Origin of the sequence: Porphyromonas sp. COT-108 OH2963 (assembly GCF_000768895.1) — a bacterium.
Lineage (GTDB): Bacteria > Bacteroidota > Bacteroidia > Bacteroidales > Porphyromonadaceae > Porphyromonas_A > Porphyromonas_A canoris.
In genome coordinates, this window is the sequence record NZ_JRAP01000002.1 from 287,909 (window position 1) to 303,096 (window position 15,188).

At 44.4% G+C, this 15,188-nt stretch carries 10 protein-coding genes and 1 tRNA gene; 7 read left to right on the forward strand and 4 right to left on the reverse strand.

From position 1 onward, the window contains the following. Window positions 1-26: 26 nt before the first annotated feature. Entirely contained in the window at window positions 27-1,994 is a 1,968-nt protein-coding gene (locus tag HQ39_RS01185) for a fructose-1,6-bisphosphatase (protein ID WP_036848996.1), read from the forward strand. 110 nt (window positions 1,995-2,104) lie between these two features. After that, window positions 2,105-2,176, forward strand: a tRNA-Arg gene (locus HQ39_RS01190). A 997-nt stretch (window positions 2,177-3,173) separates the two neighbouring features. Here the strand turns inward: HQ39_RS01190 and hydF are convergent. The 4 genes from hydF to HQ39_RS01210 all read right to left on the reverse strand — a co-directional run bounded on the left by hydF (window position 3,174) and on the right by HQ39_RS01210 (window position 8,401). Next, on the reverse strand, window positions 3,174-4,364 hold the full coding sequence (hydF, locus tag HQ39_RS01195; RefSeq protein ID WP_036792381.1) for a [FeFe] hydrogenase H-cluster maturation GTPase HydF: 1,191 nt from the start codon (window positions 4,362-4,364) through the stop codon (window positions 3,174-3,176). A gap of 32 nt (window positions 4,365-4,396) precedes the next feature. Further along, entirely contained in the window at window positions 4,397-5,818 is a 1,422-nt protein-coding gene (hydG, locus tag HQ39_RS01200; RefSeq protein WP_036862858.1) for a [FeFe] hydrogenase H-cluster radical SAM maturase HydG, read from the reverse strand. Window positions 5,819-5,904: 86 nt separating this feature from the next. Then, window positions 5,905-6,951 (reverse strand): [FeFe] hydrogenase H-cluster radical SAM maturase HydE, encoded by a 1,047-nt coding sequence (gene hydE / locus HQ39_RS01205; protein ID WP_036862861.1) that lies wholly within the window; start codon window positions 6,949-6,951, stop codon window positions 5,905-5,907. Continuing rightward, window positions 6,935-8,401: a monomeric [FeFe] hydrogenase gene (locus tag HQ39_RS01210; protein WP_036792390.1), complete on the reverse strand. Its 1,467-nt coding sequence runs from the start codon at window positions 8,399-8,401 to the stop codon at window positions 6,935-6,937. Before HQ39_RS01210 ends, hydE begins: the two co-directional genes overlap by 17 nt. Window positions 8,402-9,360: 959 nt before the next feature. On the opposite strand from HQ39_RS01210, the gene HQ39_RS01215 reads away from it, so the two are divergent. The 5 genes from HQ39_RS01215 to HQ39_RS01235 are packed head-to-tail and all read left to right on the forward strand — an operon-like array spanning window position 9,361 to window position 15,173. Beyond that, the gene (locus HQ39_RS01215) at window positions 9,361-12,027 is read left to right on the forward strand and encodes a DNA gyrase/topoisomerase IV subunit A (protein ID WP_036862863.1); all 2,667 of its coding nucleotides are present in this window, start codon (window positions 9,361-9,363) and stop codon (window positions 12,025-12,027) included. After that, window positions 12,024-12,980, forward strand: coding sequence for a hypothetical protein (locus tag HQ39_RS01220; RefSeq protein WP_036862865.1), 957 nt, complete (start codon window positions 12,024-12,026; stop codon window positions 12,978-12,980). The genes HQ39_RS01215 and HQ39_RS01220 overlap by 4 nt, the downstream gene beginning before the upstream one ends. A gap of 14 nt (window positions 12,981-12,994) precedes the next feature. After that, entirely contained in the window at window positions 12,995-14,029 is a 1,035-nt protein-coding gene (locus tag HQ39_RS01225; protein WP_036862868.1) for a S41 family peptidase, read from the forward strand. After that, the gene (locus HQ39_RS01230) at window positions 14,017-14,355 is read left to right on the forward strand and encodes a metal-sulfur cluster assembly factor (RefSeq protein WP_410524592.1); all 339 of its coding nucleotides are present in this window, start codon (window positions 14,017-14,019) and stop codon (window positions 14,353-14,355) included. Before HQ39_RS01225 ends, HQ39_RS01230 begins: the two co-directional genes overlap by 13 nt. Further along, window positions 14,355-15,173: a UDP-2,3-diacylglucosamine diphosphatase gene (locus HQ39_RS01235; RefSeq protein WP_052079312.1), complete on the forward strand. Its 819-nt coding sequence runs from the start codon at window positions 14,355-14,357 to the stop codon at window positions 15,171-15,173. Before HQ39_RS01230 ends, HQ39_RS01235 begins: the two co-directional genes overlap by 1 nt. Window positions 15,174-15,188 lie beyond the last annotated feature (15 nt).

A 15,188-nucleotide genomic window follows, 5' to 3' on the forward strand; every position in this document is an offset into this window, starting at 1 on the left:
AATCATTATAGACATTGACCTTAAAGATGAAAATTAAGAATTATAGTCTGGAATATCTGCAACTTTTGGCAGAGAAATTTCCTTCTGCAGTTGAGGCTGCCACAGAGATTATCAATCTTGAAGCCATACTAAGTTTACCTAAAGGCACAGAGCATTTCCTCGCAGATATTCATGGGGAATACGAAGCTTTTGATCATGTACTCAAGAATGCTTCCGGCAGTATAAAGCGGAAAGTAGATGAGCTCTTCGGCGCATATGTCAGGCAAGATGAGAAGAGGGAATTGTGTACTCTTATCTACTATCCCAAGGAGATGTTGGAGCAGGTTCATCGCAGGGAGGAGAATATAGAAGAGTGGTATCCGGTGATTCTGAACAAGCTTATCCAAGTCTGCAAGAAAGTTTCCGAGAAATACACTCGAAGCAAGGTGAGAAAGTCTCTACCGAAGCAGTACAGTTATATTATACAGGAGCTTTTGCACGAAGATGCCGGCAATGATCACAAGTCCGCTTACTACCACAGCATTTTCAAGTCCATCATCGAAACCGGAAAGGCAGAGGACTTTATCATTGCATTGTGCCAGACGATACAGCGGCTTGTCATAGACCATCTTCACGTGGTTGGGGATATATATGACAGAGGGCCGGGAGCTCATCACGTGATGGATACGCTCTCTAAGTATCACAACTTCGACATTCAGTGGGGTAATCACGACATGCTTTGGATGGGAGCCGCTTGTGGCAATGCTGCATCCATGGCAAACGTTTTAAGAGTCTCTCTCCGCTATGCCAACCTGAATACTTTGGAAGAAGGATATGGAATCAATCTGCTTCCTCTTGCTCGCTTTGCAATGGAGACTTACGCCAATGACGAGTGCAAGGTATTCCGTCCCAAACTTGGCTCTGCGGACAAACTTTACGATGAGAACAGCGCTTACCTCATCGCTCAGATGCACAAGGCAATATCCGTGATTCAGTTCAAGCTGGAGCACGAAATCATTTCCCGACACCCTGAGTATGGAATGGAGGACAGGAATCTGCTGCATAAGATGGATCTGGCAGCCAAGACCATTACTCTGCCGGACGGAAAGAGCTATCCTCTTTTGGACACCAACTTCCCAACGATAGATCCGAAAGATCCTTACAAACTGTCCGACAAAGAGAAAGAGATCGTCGAAAGACTGTTGATCAACTTCCGACACAGCGAAAAGCTACAGAAACACATTGACATCCTTTACAAGCACGGCAGCATGTATTTGTCATATAACGGCAACCTGCTTTATCATGCCTCCATTCCGATGAACGAAGACAAGACATTCCGAGCTTTGCGCATCGGGAAAACCTCTTATTCCGGAAAAGCATTGTACGACAAGATAGACAGCATTGTGCGAGAAGCAAGGGTGAGCAGCAGTGTTGCGAAGAAGAAAGAGAAACAGATGGCGATAGACTTCATGTGGTATCTCTGGTGCGGTCCGGACTCTCCACTCTTCGACAAGTCGGCAATGACCACACTGGAGCGTTATCTTGTGGAAGACAAAGCCACTCATCACGAGCAGAAAGGTTACTACTTCGTCTATCGGAAAGAAGAAGAGGTGTGTATCAAGATACTCGAAGAGTTCGGACTTTCCGGCCCCGACTCTCATATCATCAACGGACACGTTCCCGTAAAAGCCGTAAAAGGAGAGCAGCCCATACAAGCCGGAGGTCGCATGATGCTCATCGACGGAGGCTTCAGCAAAGCCTACCAGAAGAGCACCGGCATTGCGGGCTACACGCTCATCTTCAACTCTCACGGGTTGCATCTGATACAGCACGAGCCATTCTGCTCCACACAGAGAGCAATAGAGAAGATGGAGGACATTCAAAGCTCTACGGTACTGAAAGCCGCCACCTCCCATCGCATCTATGTTCGAGACACAGACAACGGCAAAGTGCTCAGAAGCCAGATCGACGCCCTTAAAGCTCTTCTCGAAGCCTACAAGTACGGAAAGATTTAGCTGTAAGAAGCACTTTCCTCACTTGCAAAGCAGCAAAAGAGTATTGGCGATTAGAAATAAAAGCCTTACTTTTGCACTCTCACAACGGTAGTGAGGAACAAAAATACCGGGGCCTCGTAGTTCAACGGATAGAACGGAAGTTTCCTAAACTTCAAATATGGGTTCGATTCCCGTCGGGGCTACTCACCACAACAACGTCGATGCACTGATATATAATATGTATATCGGTGCATTTTTTATTCTCCGTTCCCACACCAACGCTCCATCTTTTCCTCCTGCTTCTCTGCATTTGTCGGTCTTCTGTGCGATAAGAGAGACATTTCCTCAAAAAACTCCCAAGCATAAACTCAAAAATTACCGAGTAAAAACTCTATTCTTATCAAGTAGTTCTATATTTCTCGCCGTGAAATGAATATTTCTCGCCGTGAAACGAATATTTCTCGCCGTGAAACGAATATTTCTCGCCGTGAAATATATAATAGGTGCTTAAGAGTCAAATTTTAGATCAGTAGAAGAATAAAAATTGTTAGGTAAAAACTTGAGAGTTATTGGGCAGGAGAATGTGAGTTGTTGAGGATTCAGATGAGAGTTGTTGAGGATTCGGATGTGAGTTGTTGAGGATTCGGATGAGAGTTGTTGAGGATTCAGATGAGAGTTGTTGAGGATTCAGATGAGAGTTGTTGAGGATTCGGATGAGAGTTGTTGAGGATTCAGATGAGAGTTGTTGAGGATTCGGATGAGAGTTGTTGAGGATTCGGATGTGAGTTGTTGAGGATTCAGATGAGAGTTGTTGAGGATTCGGATGTGAGTTGTTGAGGATTCGGATGTGAGTTGTTGAGGATTCGGATGTGAGCTGTTGGATAGTCGGGTGCAGGTTGTTGAGGAGGAGGTTGGGAGTTACTGAGCAAAAGTTCTATTCTTACTTATAAATATAGAATTGGTCGTTAGGAATAAGATGATTTCAGATGGATTGGTCTTTATTTTTTGATTGAATGTTTTTGGATTTATGTCAAGGAGATTTCGAGTCGGTTCCCTATTGGTTTTTGTGCTTTCAGGCGTTGATTTCATTCTTGACATGAGCAACATTTGCCGGAGGGTGAGGCATAAAAAAGAGAAGAACAGAGGTGATCGCTCCATTCTTCTCCTGTTGTTTTTGCCTGAATGTCTTGAGTTTTTTGCTTAAGGAAGGGCTACTTTGTCGAGAATACCGGTGAGATAAGCCATCGTGATGCCGTAGTTGGTCATCGGGACGTGCTGTTGTTGTGCCCGCTCGGAGCGGTTCATGACCATCTTTCTGGTGAACATACAGGCGCCGCAGTGGATGATCAGGTCGTATGGCGTGAGGTCTTCGGGGAAGTCTTTGCCGGAGACGATCTCGATTTGTAGCGAAGAGGATATGCGTTTGCGCAGCAGGGCGGGTATTTTTACTCGTCCGATGTCTTCCGTGACCGGTGCATGTGTGCACGCTTCGGCGATGAGGACTTTGGAGTGGGGAGTAAGGCTCGCGATGGCTTGGGCGCCTTGTACGAAGCTGTCGATGTCTCCTTTGTATGCTGCAAAGAGTATCGAAAAGGAGGTGAGCAGGCTTGCTGCCGGCTTGATCTCATATACGTTCTTGAAGGCTTGTGAGTCTGTGATGATCAGCTTGGGCGGATGCTGTAGCGCATCGAGGGCTTGCTTCATGGTGTCGGGTGTGCAGCAGATGGGAAGACAGCCCTTGTCGAGGAGCTCTCGTATGGTCTGCACTTGTGGGAGGATGAGTCTGCCTTTCGGTGCCTGGGCGTCTTGAGGCATTACGAGCAATACTGTGTCGCCTTCCGAAACAAGTGATCCGGTGATGGTTTCGGCAGATTGTGTCCGGGTGTTTGTGCTGCGGAGCGTCTCCAGCAGTGTATCCATGCCGAAGCCGGTGTGTGCACTTACGATGATGGGGGAGAGCCCGGTTTTCTCTTTGAGTGTTGTGCGTAATGCGTCCGGACAAGCGTGTATGTCCGCTTTGTTGAAGACCGGAATGACCGGGATATTCTTCTCCTGAAGCTGTGTTATCCATTCTAACTCGGGAGAAAGCTCTTCGGATGAGAGCACGACAATGGCGATGTCTGCGCTTTGCAGCGTCCGGCGCGTGCGATCTATGCGGAGCTTGCCGAGAGACTCGTTTGTGTCATCGAATCCGGCGGTGTCTATCAGTACGCATGCTCCCAGACCCGGGAGCTCCATCGCCTTACTGACGGGATCTGTTGTTGTACCCGGAGTGTCGGAAACAAGAGAGACCGTCTGCCCCGTGAGTGCATTGATGAGGGAAGACTTGCCACTATTGGTGCAGCCGTAAAGTACGATGTGGAGGCGTTCGGATCGAGGTGTCTGTTCCATGAGTCTGTGTACGAGGTAGACGAATATAGGGGTCAGAATCGGAAGTCTCTCTTTCCTTTCTCAATATCGGAAAGGTTGCGAGTGGCTTTGTCTCGTATCTTGAGGTTCGGAATCATCTTAAGACTGTTCAGAATGAGCTTTTCTCCTTTCTTCTTGGTCTCATTCGAAGCGTAGTCTTCAAGGTACTCTTTCAGGGTGATGATGGCGTTGGGACCGCAGCAGTTGGCTATCTGTCCGCTCTTGACAAGAGCCATGAAACGGTCGCCCGTTCGTCCCTCTCTGTAACAAGCCGTGCAGAAGCTCGGTATGTATCCAAGGTCTATGAGCCAGGCGGCTATCTCGTCGAGCGTGCGAGTGTCGCTAAGGTCAAACTGTGCCGTATCGTGTGCTTTCTCTTTCTCCTCTGTGTAGCCTCCGACCGTGGTGCGAGAACCTCCGCTGAGCTGTGAGATGCCCACTTCGAGTACACTCTCGCGAGACTTTTGAGACTCTCGCGTGGAGATGATCATGCCGGTGTACGGAACAGCAATACGTATAATAGCCACAATACGACGGAAGATGTCATCCGAAATAGAGTTGGGAAAGTCTGCCGTGTCAATATCATCCGCAGGACATATTCTCGGTACGCTTATGGTATGAGGACCTACACCGAAAGTTGCTTCCAAGTGTTCTGCGTGCATCAATAGTCCGGTGAAGTCATACTTATAGGTATTGAGTCCGAAAAGAACGCCAATACCGACATCGTCTATGCCTCCTTCCATCGCTCTGTCCATGGCTTCGGTGTGATAGACATAGTCGCTCTTCGGCCCCGTCGGATGCAGTGCTTCGTAGGTTTCTCTATGATAAGTCTCCTGGAAAAGGATGTATGTCCCTATTCCTGCTTCGTGCAGCTTCTTGTAGTTTTCTACCGTTGTCGCTGCAATATTGACGTTCACACGCCGTATCGCACCATTTTTGTGCTTGATGCCATATATTGTAGAGATGGACTCCAAAAGATATTCCATGCTGTTGAGAGTAGGGTGTTCTCCCATTTCGAGAGCAAGTCTTTTGTGCCCCATATCCTGCAAAGCAATCACTTCTTTGACTATCTCTTCTTGCGTGAGTTTGCGTCTGTGGATGGTCTTGTTCTTTGCGTGATAAGGACAGTAGGTACACCCATTGATGCAGTAATTGGATAGGTACAGAGGAGCAAACATTACAATTCGGTTGCCATACAACTTCTGCTTGATCTTTTTTGCAATGTCAAACATTCGTTGCTGTATTTCCGGATCTTCGCACTCAAGGAGGATAGCAGCTTCTCTGTGATCTATGCCTTTCCCTTCTGCTGCTTTTACAAGGATCTCTTCAATAATCGTTTTGTTGTCTTTATTTGCTTCGGCAAAAGCGAGAGTATCCAAAATCTCTTCGTGAGAAATAAACTCTTCGGCTTTTCTTGATGTTTTGTTATATGCCATTTTACATATAAGGTTTCAAATATTTCCTGAGGAGAGAACAAAAGTAATATATTTTTTGTTCTTAATACATATAAGTAGGTAGAATCTTAATTCTGATATTCAGGATGATCCCCACGTTCCATGGAGATTTTATACCCAATAGTGTGCAGTTGTGCAGCTAAATCTATAATTCCTTGTGCCGATTCACTTCCGAAAGCAGCCTTGTTATCATACAGCGAATATTCCTTGCGACGTGAAGCCGGAGACAGGTTAGGCATGATGACATTAGCTCCTGCAAGGATCCCTCCAAGGCGTCCTTCTCCGGGAAGTGAAGCCAATGCCGTGGTTGCAGGGATAAGAGCATGGGGCAGCATGAGGCGACATATAGATAAGAGTCGTAGTGTCATATCCACACTGCCGGCCTTTTCTCCGGAAAAGGGAGTGGCATGATGAGGTATGAAAGGTCCTATGCCGATCATTTCCGGTTTGAATCGTTCGATAAATCTAATATCTTGAAGCAGATGTTCCACTGTTTGTCCCGGACTTCCTACCATTATCCCTGTTCCTGTCTGATAGCCAATCTCTTTGAGAGACATCAGGCATTGCTGTCTCCGAGAATGGCTCATGGTGTAAGGGTGAAGCGAGGAGTAGTGTGCGGAGTCAAACGTTTCATGTCTCAGCAGATACCGGTTTGCTCCAGCCTTATAGAATTTAAGATATGAGTCGTAAGACTTTTCACCGAGGGAGAGCGTTATGGCGGACTCCGGAAATGTTGTGCGTATATCGCGTACAAGGGACTCTATCCAGGGAGTTGTTTGTCGGGGGTCTTCTCCTCCTTGAAGGACGAAAGTCCTAAAGCCGAGATCGTATCCTTCCCGACAGCATTCCAATACCTCTTCATGAGAAAGGCGGTATCTCGAAACTTCTTTATTGTCTTTGCGAATACCACAATAGAAGCAGTTGTTATGACAGTAGTTGGTTAGCTCTATCAGTCCTCTCAGATAGATTTTGTTCTGAAAGATTTCGAGAGTAACTTCTCTTGCCTTCTGATGCAGATATTGTATGGTATCTGCATCAGAAGAGGAGAGAAGATATATAAGGTCTCTATCCGATAGTGTATGATCTCTCTTCAGAAGATCAATTATTGTCCGCATACGTCTCCTTTACGTTCGTAAGCTCTTTATTCAGCTGACGACGTCCCGATACAATATCGTTGTATGCGCTTGGCCCGGATATGCAACCACCTTCACAGGTCATTACTTCTATGAATTGTCCCGGAGCTTTCTTTGTTTTAGCATAGCTGCGGAGCATTGTGATATTCTTCTTATTAAGGTCTGCCACTTCTATGCCATTGACCTTATCGGCATTTTTGCCCAGATACGCTTTTACGGCACCCATTACACCTCCATTCAGTGCAAAGCCATGTGCTTCACGTACAGAGTTAAATGCCATCTTGTAAGCAGGAGCTTGTTGAAGCTCTATGTCCATTCCTTTGAAGATAGCACCCACTTCCTCAAATGTCAGGATCATATCCACCTCTTCGTCTCTGCGTATCTCTTGACGCTTACCGATACAAGGACCTACAAACACGATCTTGGCGTTCGGATATTTTTTGCGTGCAATACGTGCAGTGTAGTACATGGGCGATCCGGTGGACGAAACGAATGGCTTCATTTCCGGAATATGCTTGTTCACCAACTCTATATAGGATGGACAGCAAGAGGTAGTCATGAAGGGTTGCCCCTCTTCAAGTTTTTCGAGAAGTTCGTGAGCCTCGTTGCTTGTGGTATCCATTGCTCCTTGAGCTACTTCTACAACATCGGTGAAGCCAATCTGTTTGAATGCTCCGTAAACCTGATCTATGGTTGTCTTGAACTGACCGAGTATAGAAGGAGCAATGATGGCAATGACCTCTTCTCCCTTACGGATGCTTTGGAGGACATCGAAGGTCTGCGATATTTCAAAGATAGCACCAAACGGGCAGGCGTTCAGACACTTTCCGCAGTATATACACTTACTTTCGTCTATATGTTCTACACCATACTCATCTTTTGAAATGGCTTTTACCGGACAAGCTTCTTCGCAAGGAACGGGAATGTAAACGATAGCGTGATAGGGGCAAGACTTATGACATATGCCGCAACTCACGCACGTGTCGTGGTTGATTTGTGCCTGTCCGTTTTTTTGAAAGCTGATGGAGTCTTTCGGACAGTTGGTATAGCAGCTTCGAGCCACGCATCCCCGACAGAGGTTAGAGACTTCATAGTTGATCTGTACACAGGATGTACACGCTTCGTCTATGACGCACATAAGGTTCTCTTTGTTTGGAGCTTCACGCTCAAGAGCCTTCTTTGCGTACTTGGAAAGCATGTCCACTTCGCTCTCTTCATCCGTCATATCGAAGCCGAGCAGTGGAAAACATTTGTATTTCCACACTGCGCGCTCTTTATGAGGGCAACACCTTCCAAGTACTTTCGACCTTCGAGGGGAAAATTCAATAGGAAGGTAGTCTATTTTTTCTACGAGCTGTCCCTCTTTCCATAGCTTGACAAGAGTTGCCAGAAGCTTATGTCGGACAATCATTACATTGTTGGTGTAGGCCATACTATAGAGATGTTGTAATAGAGATATATATAAATAATCTGCTTTTGCGCCACAAAGATAAGCCCAAAAGTGATATGACACAACTATTTCGTAACTCTTTTTAGAACTAAAAGCTATAATTCCATTTTATATAGCTTAAATCTGATAAGAGAGTGGCCGGATTTATCTCTTTTTTGGAGGGAGCTTTTATATAAAAATGGAGGGCTCTATCCTCCGGGACAAAGGGGACGTTTTTTGAAGATTTTACTCTCCAATTCTTGTTTTTAATGTTTATTTGTCTGTATATCAATAGGATGTGAAATGTCCCGAATTTCGGAACTTTTCTCCTCTTGATCGGTTTTATGCCCCATTTTCGAGTTAATAGAGGTGAAATTTAAGAGGTCTAATTGTGATGAATTCTTAATAAAGAAATTGTGCCAAAAAGCCCATTTTTCGGGTAGAAACAGGTAAGTTGTTGGATATTAGCGCAATGACTGAAATTTCTAAACACGTTAATTGAATCCGGTAAACGTGTTTAATGAAATCAGTAAACGTGTTCATTGAAAAATTAAACACGTTAAGCCGACAAAATATGCTCGTTTAGCATTTTGGCTTAACGAGTATCGGAAATTGTGTTAATAACATGGGGCGGATTTAACAATTCGGTCGTGCTCTGAAAACGACCCTTCCGATCAAAATAGAGAGAGCGAAAAAAGTGAGCATTTTTCGGGATGGAATATATAAAAATGACGTTTGTAAAAGCTCTTATTTTGCTCCAAAAAGAAGATTAAAAAAATCATCCCTCAAGAGTGTAATTTTGGTTTTTTGTATATGTCTTTGATCTTTGTTTTAGTGATCAAGTTTTCTTTGCCGTAGTATGGTAAAAAATGCACCTCTTGTATCCTGTCCGGAAAGCGATAAATAGAAAGAGGAAAAAGTTGTATCTTTGCTTAGATTGTACCGATACATCATGAGAGTATATGAGTAGTATAGAAATAGAAGAATATACAGAGTATCCGGAAGAGTCGCAACGAGTCTCTTCATCGGGATCAACCTATATCCTTACCGGGATGTATAAGTCGTGGTTTGTCAACTACGCTTCTTATGTCATACTGGAACGAGCCGTACCACACATTGCGGATGGCTTGAAGCCTGTTCAGCGTCGTATACTTTATACGATGTCGCAGATGGATGACAGACTCATAAAGGTAGCAAACATCGTGGGGTTCTCTATGCAGCTTCACCCACATGGCGATGCAAGTATCTCGGATGCCTTGGTACAGCTCGGTCAGAAAGATATTCTTATCCAGTGTCAAGGTAACTGGGGAAACATCCTTACAGGGGATGGGGCTGCCGCAGCACGTTACATAGAGGCTCGTCTGACTCCGTTTGCAAAAGAGGTGCTATTCAGTCCTAAAATAACGGAATACCGTCCATCCTATGATGGAGCCAATAAGGAGCCGGTGCGTCTGCCTGTAAAGTTTCCTCTTTTATTGGCACAAGGCGTGGAGGGTATAGCGGTTGGTCTCTCATCCAAAATACTGCCGCACAATGTCTCGGAAATACTTCAGGCTTGTATCTCTCACCTAAAAGGGGAGGCTTTCAGGCTGTATCCGGACTTTCAGACCGGAGGACACATAGATGTTTCAAAGTATAACGATGGCGAACGAGGCGGCAACGTAAAAGTGCGTGCCAATATCATAAAGAAAGACTCTAAGACTCTCATTATAGACGAGCTGCCGTTCGGAAAGACCACCTCTTCGCTTATAGACTCCATACTCAAAGCCAACGAGAGAGGTAAGATCCGGATACGAAAGGTGGATGATAAGACCTCCGAAAAGGCCAATATAGAGATTCAGCTGGCTCCCGGAACATCAAGCGATAAGACAATAGACGCCCTTTACGCATTTACGGACTGTGAGATAAGCATCTCTCCAAACTGCTGCGTGATAAAGGATGATAAGCCTGTCTTTGTCTCCGTATCGGATGTCCTGAAAGACAATGTAGAGCGCACCAAAAATCATCTTCATGCCGAACTTCAAGTGGAATACGATGAGCTGAGAGAGAAGCATCTTTTTGCATACTTGGAGCAGCTGTTCATCAAGAAGAGGGTGTACAAGGATAAGAAGTTTGAAGAGGCTAAAAGCACCGAAGAGGCTGTGGCTTACATCCGAACCGCATTGGCTAAAGAGCTTAAAGATCTCGTACGTCCCGTGACGGATGAAGACCTTAGGAGACTGCTGGAAATCCGTATGGCAAGGATTCTGCGCTTCAATGAAGAGAAGAATCAAATACTGCTGGAGTCTCTTTTGAAAGAGATGGAGCTGGCTCAGTACAGGATGGATCACATTGTGGAATATACGATAGAGTGGTACTCTTCCTTGTTGGAAAAGTATGGCGCCAAATATCCGCGTCGTACCAAAGTGCGTAGCTTTGATACCATAGAGGCATCCAAAGTGGTAGAGAAGAATGAGAAGCTCTATGTCAACAGGCAAGAGGGCTTTATCGGAACCGCTTTGAAGAAAGATGAGTTCGTTTGTAACATTTCGGATATAGACGATATCATAGTCTTCTTTAAGGATGCAAGGTATATCATCACTAAGGTTGCGGAAAAAGCTTTTGTAGGGAAAGATATTATCCACGTAGCCCGTTTTGTGAAGAATGATAAGCGGACGGTCTACAACACGATCCATAGAGAGGGAAAGCATGGACACTATTTCATCAAACGTTTTAGTGTAACCTCTTTCATGAGAGATAGGGACTATCCCGTGGGATATGGAGGAGAAGGATCCAAGTTTGTCTACTTCTCCGCCAATCCTAATGGCGAAGCCGAGACGGTAAGAGTAGTACTTAAGCCGAAGCCCAATCAGCGTCAGCTGGTATTTGAGAAAGACTTTTCTTCTATCCGGATTATGGGACGCTCGTCGAGAGGATACCTGCTCACAAAAGGGGATGTACACAAGATCGTATTGAAGCAAAAGGGAGTATCGACTCTTGGAGGTAGGATGGTCTGGTTCGATCATGATGTCAATAGAATCAACTATGACGAACGAGGAGCTTTCTTGGGAGAGTTTTTCCCTGAAGACAAGATATTGGTCATCCGTCAGAATGGGGAGATATACACTACATCGTTTAGCGATACAAATCACTTTGAGAACGATATATTCATTATAGAAAAGTATGATCCGAATAAGGTTTGGACATTGATCTATTTCGATTCGGAGCAAGGATACACCTATATCAAACGTTTCCAAGTGGAAGATTCTGCAAAGAGAGAAAACATCTTGGGCGAAGGTTGCGAGATGATAACCCTTTCTGATGAATCTTATCCTCTGTTTGAAGTCTCTTTCAAAGGAAAAGATCAGCACCGCCTTCCGGTAGTCATAGATGTGGAAGAGTATATTGCCGTAAAGGGCATTAGAGCTAAAGGTAAGCGTTTGAGTACCTTTGAGGTGGGAGATATAGAAGAGAAGGAGGGCAGAAAAGTGGAGGTCGCAACTGAAGATGAAGAGGTTTCAAGCTTGGAAGATTCGGCATCGGATGACAATGAAGAGTTTATGGAGACCAATCGTCTTCTTGGAGAGGCTACCGGGATGAAGAGTATTCCTTTTGGTAATGAAACGGAAGAGAAGGAGGTGGAAGAATGAAAAAGTTTGTGCAAATCTATGTCGTCGGATTGCTCTGCTGTTTGGCTTTTCCCGCTATGGCTCAGAAAGACTCCGTCCGGACATCTACATCCAAGAAGAGAACCTTCTCGGAAGTGGTAAGCAGAGCCTTACATACGATCTACGTAGGGGAGCCCTTCTCTAAGTTCGATCCTCTTCCCACAACTCATAGCAGGCGATTTCTCACGATCGGAATGGGGCAGGCATTGGATGACTACCTTTCTCCCATTCCTCACGAAGGCATATTCTTTAAGCTGAAAAGAGAGGGATATAAGAGAGAGAGGCAGGATTGGTTGCGTATCGGATCCTGGCAATCTCTTATGGATATTCATGCGGCTCTCTATCGAAATCCCGTAAATGGTTCGGGGATGCAGTTTTTGCAGTTTGATGGAGCATTCGGACCGGCCTGGAATCTTCTGGAAAAGAAGTGGTTGAAATGGGATTTGGCTTTAATGGGAAATCTTGTCTTGGGGTCTACCATAAAGTCTGCCAATACCAACAATGTATTCAATCTAAAACTCTCTGCCGGTTTAGACTTAGCCACAGGAGTGCTTTTCCCCATAAAGATAAAGGAGTACAAGATGTATCTTCATTACAAGGCACAACTCTCTGCCCTTCATCTAACTTTTCATCCGGGTTTTGGGCAGCCTTATTATGACTATATCGGAGGAGAGAATGGCGCGCCACTCAAGTTTTATCTCACTCAACCATGGAACAGATTGAGGGTAAAGCAGATGCTTACGGCAGACATTCCGTTTGCTCACTCTACTCTGATATTGGGATTTGAGCATGGATATACCAATATGAGGCTGAATAACAGAAAGTTCAGAGAACTTTATTTTGGCTTGGTTTTGGGATATTCTTTCGACTATTTTAAGTTGAGCGGATCGCGCAGTATCAGAACTGATCGGATAGATAAAAGTTTTCACTTCTAAAAATACAGGAAATCATGAAGAGGTTTGGTGGTATAGCCATTGCAATATTGCTGTTTTTCCTCCCTTCTTGCAAGAAGATTGAGGTAGAAAATTCAGGGAATCAGCAGGAAAACTTTGAGGCTCTTTGGAATATCTTGAATGATAATTACTGCTATTTTGAAGAGAAGAATATAGACTGGGATGCCATAAAAATGGAGTATCAGAGCCGTTTGAATGCAAAAAAACTGACGACCCTTGAGTTTTTTGATCTGCTTTCGGATATGATAAGAGAGCTGAAAGATGGGCATTGTAATCTGATCTCATTTTTTGATCAAGGAAATTACACGTGGACTAATCCCAATGGAGAGGAGTCGTTGGACCCTGCTTTAAGAAAAATCTATCTGGGAGATAAGTACAGAGTATCTCACGGAATGATCTATACAAAAATAAAGTCATCATCAGCTATTGACGATGGCAATAAGGATATAGGATATATCATCTATCCAAGTTTTATGAACTCACTCGGAGAGATGCAGTTTCTTTCCATTTACTTTAGTGACTGTAAGGGGGTCATAATAGATCTCAGAGGAAACGGAGGAGGCTTGGTAACCAATTCGGATATACTTCTCTCTTATTTTCTCTCTCAGAAAACATTGGTCGGGTACACGAAGTACAAGAAAAGCAACAAGAGGGGAGATTATTCCGATCCTCGCCCTCAATTTGTTTCTCCTTACGGACAGAATGCTTTTTGGAGAGATATTCCCATTGTTGTACTTCAAGATGCCGGCAGTTATAGCGCAACGAATGACTTTCTGTACAAAGCCGTCTATGAGGAGAATATTACGACAGTGGGACTTAGATCCGGAGGAGGTGCAGGTCTGCCTGCAATGGCAGAATTGCCCAACGGATGGCGAGTGAGATATTCTACTGCTGCCGGACTGGACAGAAAGTTTCTCTCCCATGAACAGGGAATAGAACCGGAAGTGCAAATGTCTCTTAGTGGATCTAAGGATAGAGATGATATTATAGAGAAAGGTATTGAGATAATCTATTCAAAATGGAATTTATGAGCAATAGTGATAACAACCCGTTGCTAATGCAAGAAGAAGAGATCGTACGTATGCTTAAGACAGTATATGATCCGGAGATTCCGGTGAATGTGTATGATCTTGGATTGATATACGATATAGATATTCAGGATAACGGACATGTAGTGGTTACGATGACGCTGACCGCTCCCAACTGTCCTGCTGCGGACTTCATCATGGAGGACGTAAAGATGAAGGTAGAGAGCGTTAAAGGAATTAAAGAGGTTACTATAAATCTGACCTTTGAACCGGAATGGTCTAAGGAGATGATGAGTGAAGAGGCTCTGTTGGAGCTTGGATTTTTATAATGACAGACTCAGGTATCACATCATACAGCATACCATCCGGGAAAGCGGTATATTTCTTTTCGGATGTCCACTTGGGATCACCTTTTTATAAAGATCCCGTAGCATTGGAACGCCGTCTGGTTCAGTGGCTAAGGTCTATTGAGCAGGATGCTTGTATGCTCGTGATGTTGGGAGATATTTTTGATTACTGGTTTGAGTATAGAGATGTTGTGCCAAGAGGTTTTACTCGTTTCTTAGGTCAGATTTCAAGAATGTCTGATCTCGGCATAGAGATTCACTTTTTTACGGGGAATCATGATATTTGGAGTTTTGGGTATTTGGAGCAAGAGCTTGGAGTAAAACTTCATACAAGTGGCTGGGAATGTTTGATAGAAGGGAAAAGATTCCTTATGGCTCATGGCGATGAGTATGATTACAGATCCAAAGGCTTCAGAGTGATCAGATCTATATTCCACAATAGGTTTTGTCAAAAGCTTTATGCTTCTATTCATCCCAGATGGACTGTCGGTTTTGCTCACTCATGGTCCAATTATAGCAGAAGAAAAGGAGTAGAAAAAAGATATGGAGACGATGCAGACTTTGTGGATGAGCACAATAACTATCTCATATCTTGGACTAAAAAATATTTGACCGAAGCAAAAGAAAGTCATCAAAAGCCCGATTTTTTTATCTTTGGACATCTACACATGCTTGTGGATCTGATGATTCCCGAACAAAAAAGAGTCGTAATATTGGGGGATTGGATCAAGTTCCACTCGTATGCCAAATGGGATGGTAAACAATTCTCTTTGGATATCTATGAAGAGGACGAAAAGTAAATGATATAAGGAGTA

What these genes read in the sequence shown, in the direction of transcription:
- HQ39_RS01215 (WP_036862863.1), top strand. Translation starts at nt 9,361, where the DNA reads ATGAGTAGTATAGAAATAGAAGAATATACAGAGTATCCGGAAGAGTCG.
- HQ39_RS01210 (WP_036792390.1), bottom strand. Translation starts at nt 8,401, where the DNA reads ATGGCCTACACCAACAATGTAATGATTGTCCGACATAAGCTTCTGGCA.
- HQ39_RS01230 (WP_410524592.1), top strand. Translation starts at nt 14,017, where the DNA reads ATGGAATTTATGAGCAATAGTGATAACAACCCGTTGCTAATGCAAGAA.
- HQ39_RS01185 (WP_036848996.1), top strand. Translation starts at nt 27, where the DNA reads ATGAAAATTAAGAATTATAGTCTGGAATATCTGCAACTTTTGGCAGAG.
- HQ39_RS01220 (WP_036862865.1), top strand. Translation starts at nt 12,024, where the DNA reads ATGAAAAAGTTTGTGCAAATCTATGTCGTCGGATTGCTCTGCTGTTTG.
- HQ39_RS01235 (WP_052079312.1), top strand. Translation starts at nt 14,355, where the DNA reads ATGACAGACTCAGGTATCACATCATACAGCATACCATCCGGGAAAGCG.
- hydE (WP_036862861.1), bottom strand. Translation starts at nt 6,951, where the DNA reads ATGCGGACAATAATTGATCTTCTGAAGAGAGATCATACACTATCGGAT.
- HQ39_RS01225 (WP_036862868.1), top strand. Translation starts at nt 12,995, where the DNA reads ATGAAGAGGTTTGGTGGTATAGCCATTGCAATATTGCTGTTTTTCCTC.
- hydG (WP_036862858.1), bottom strand. Translation starts at nt 5,818, where the DNA reads ATGGCATATAACAAAACATCAAGAAAAGCCGAAGAGTTTATTTCTCAC.
- hydF (WP_036792381.1), bottom strand. Translation starts at nt 4,364, where the DNA reads ATGGAACAGACACCTCGATCCGAACGCCTCCACATCGTACTTTACGGC.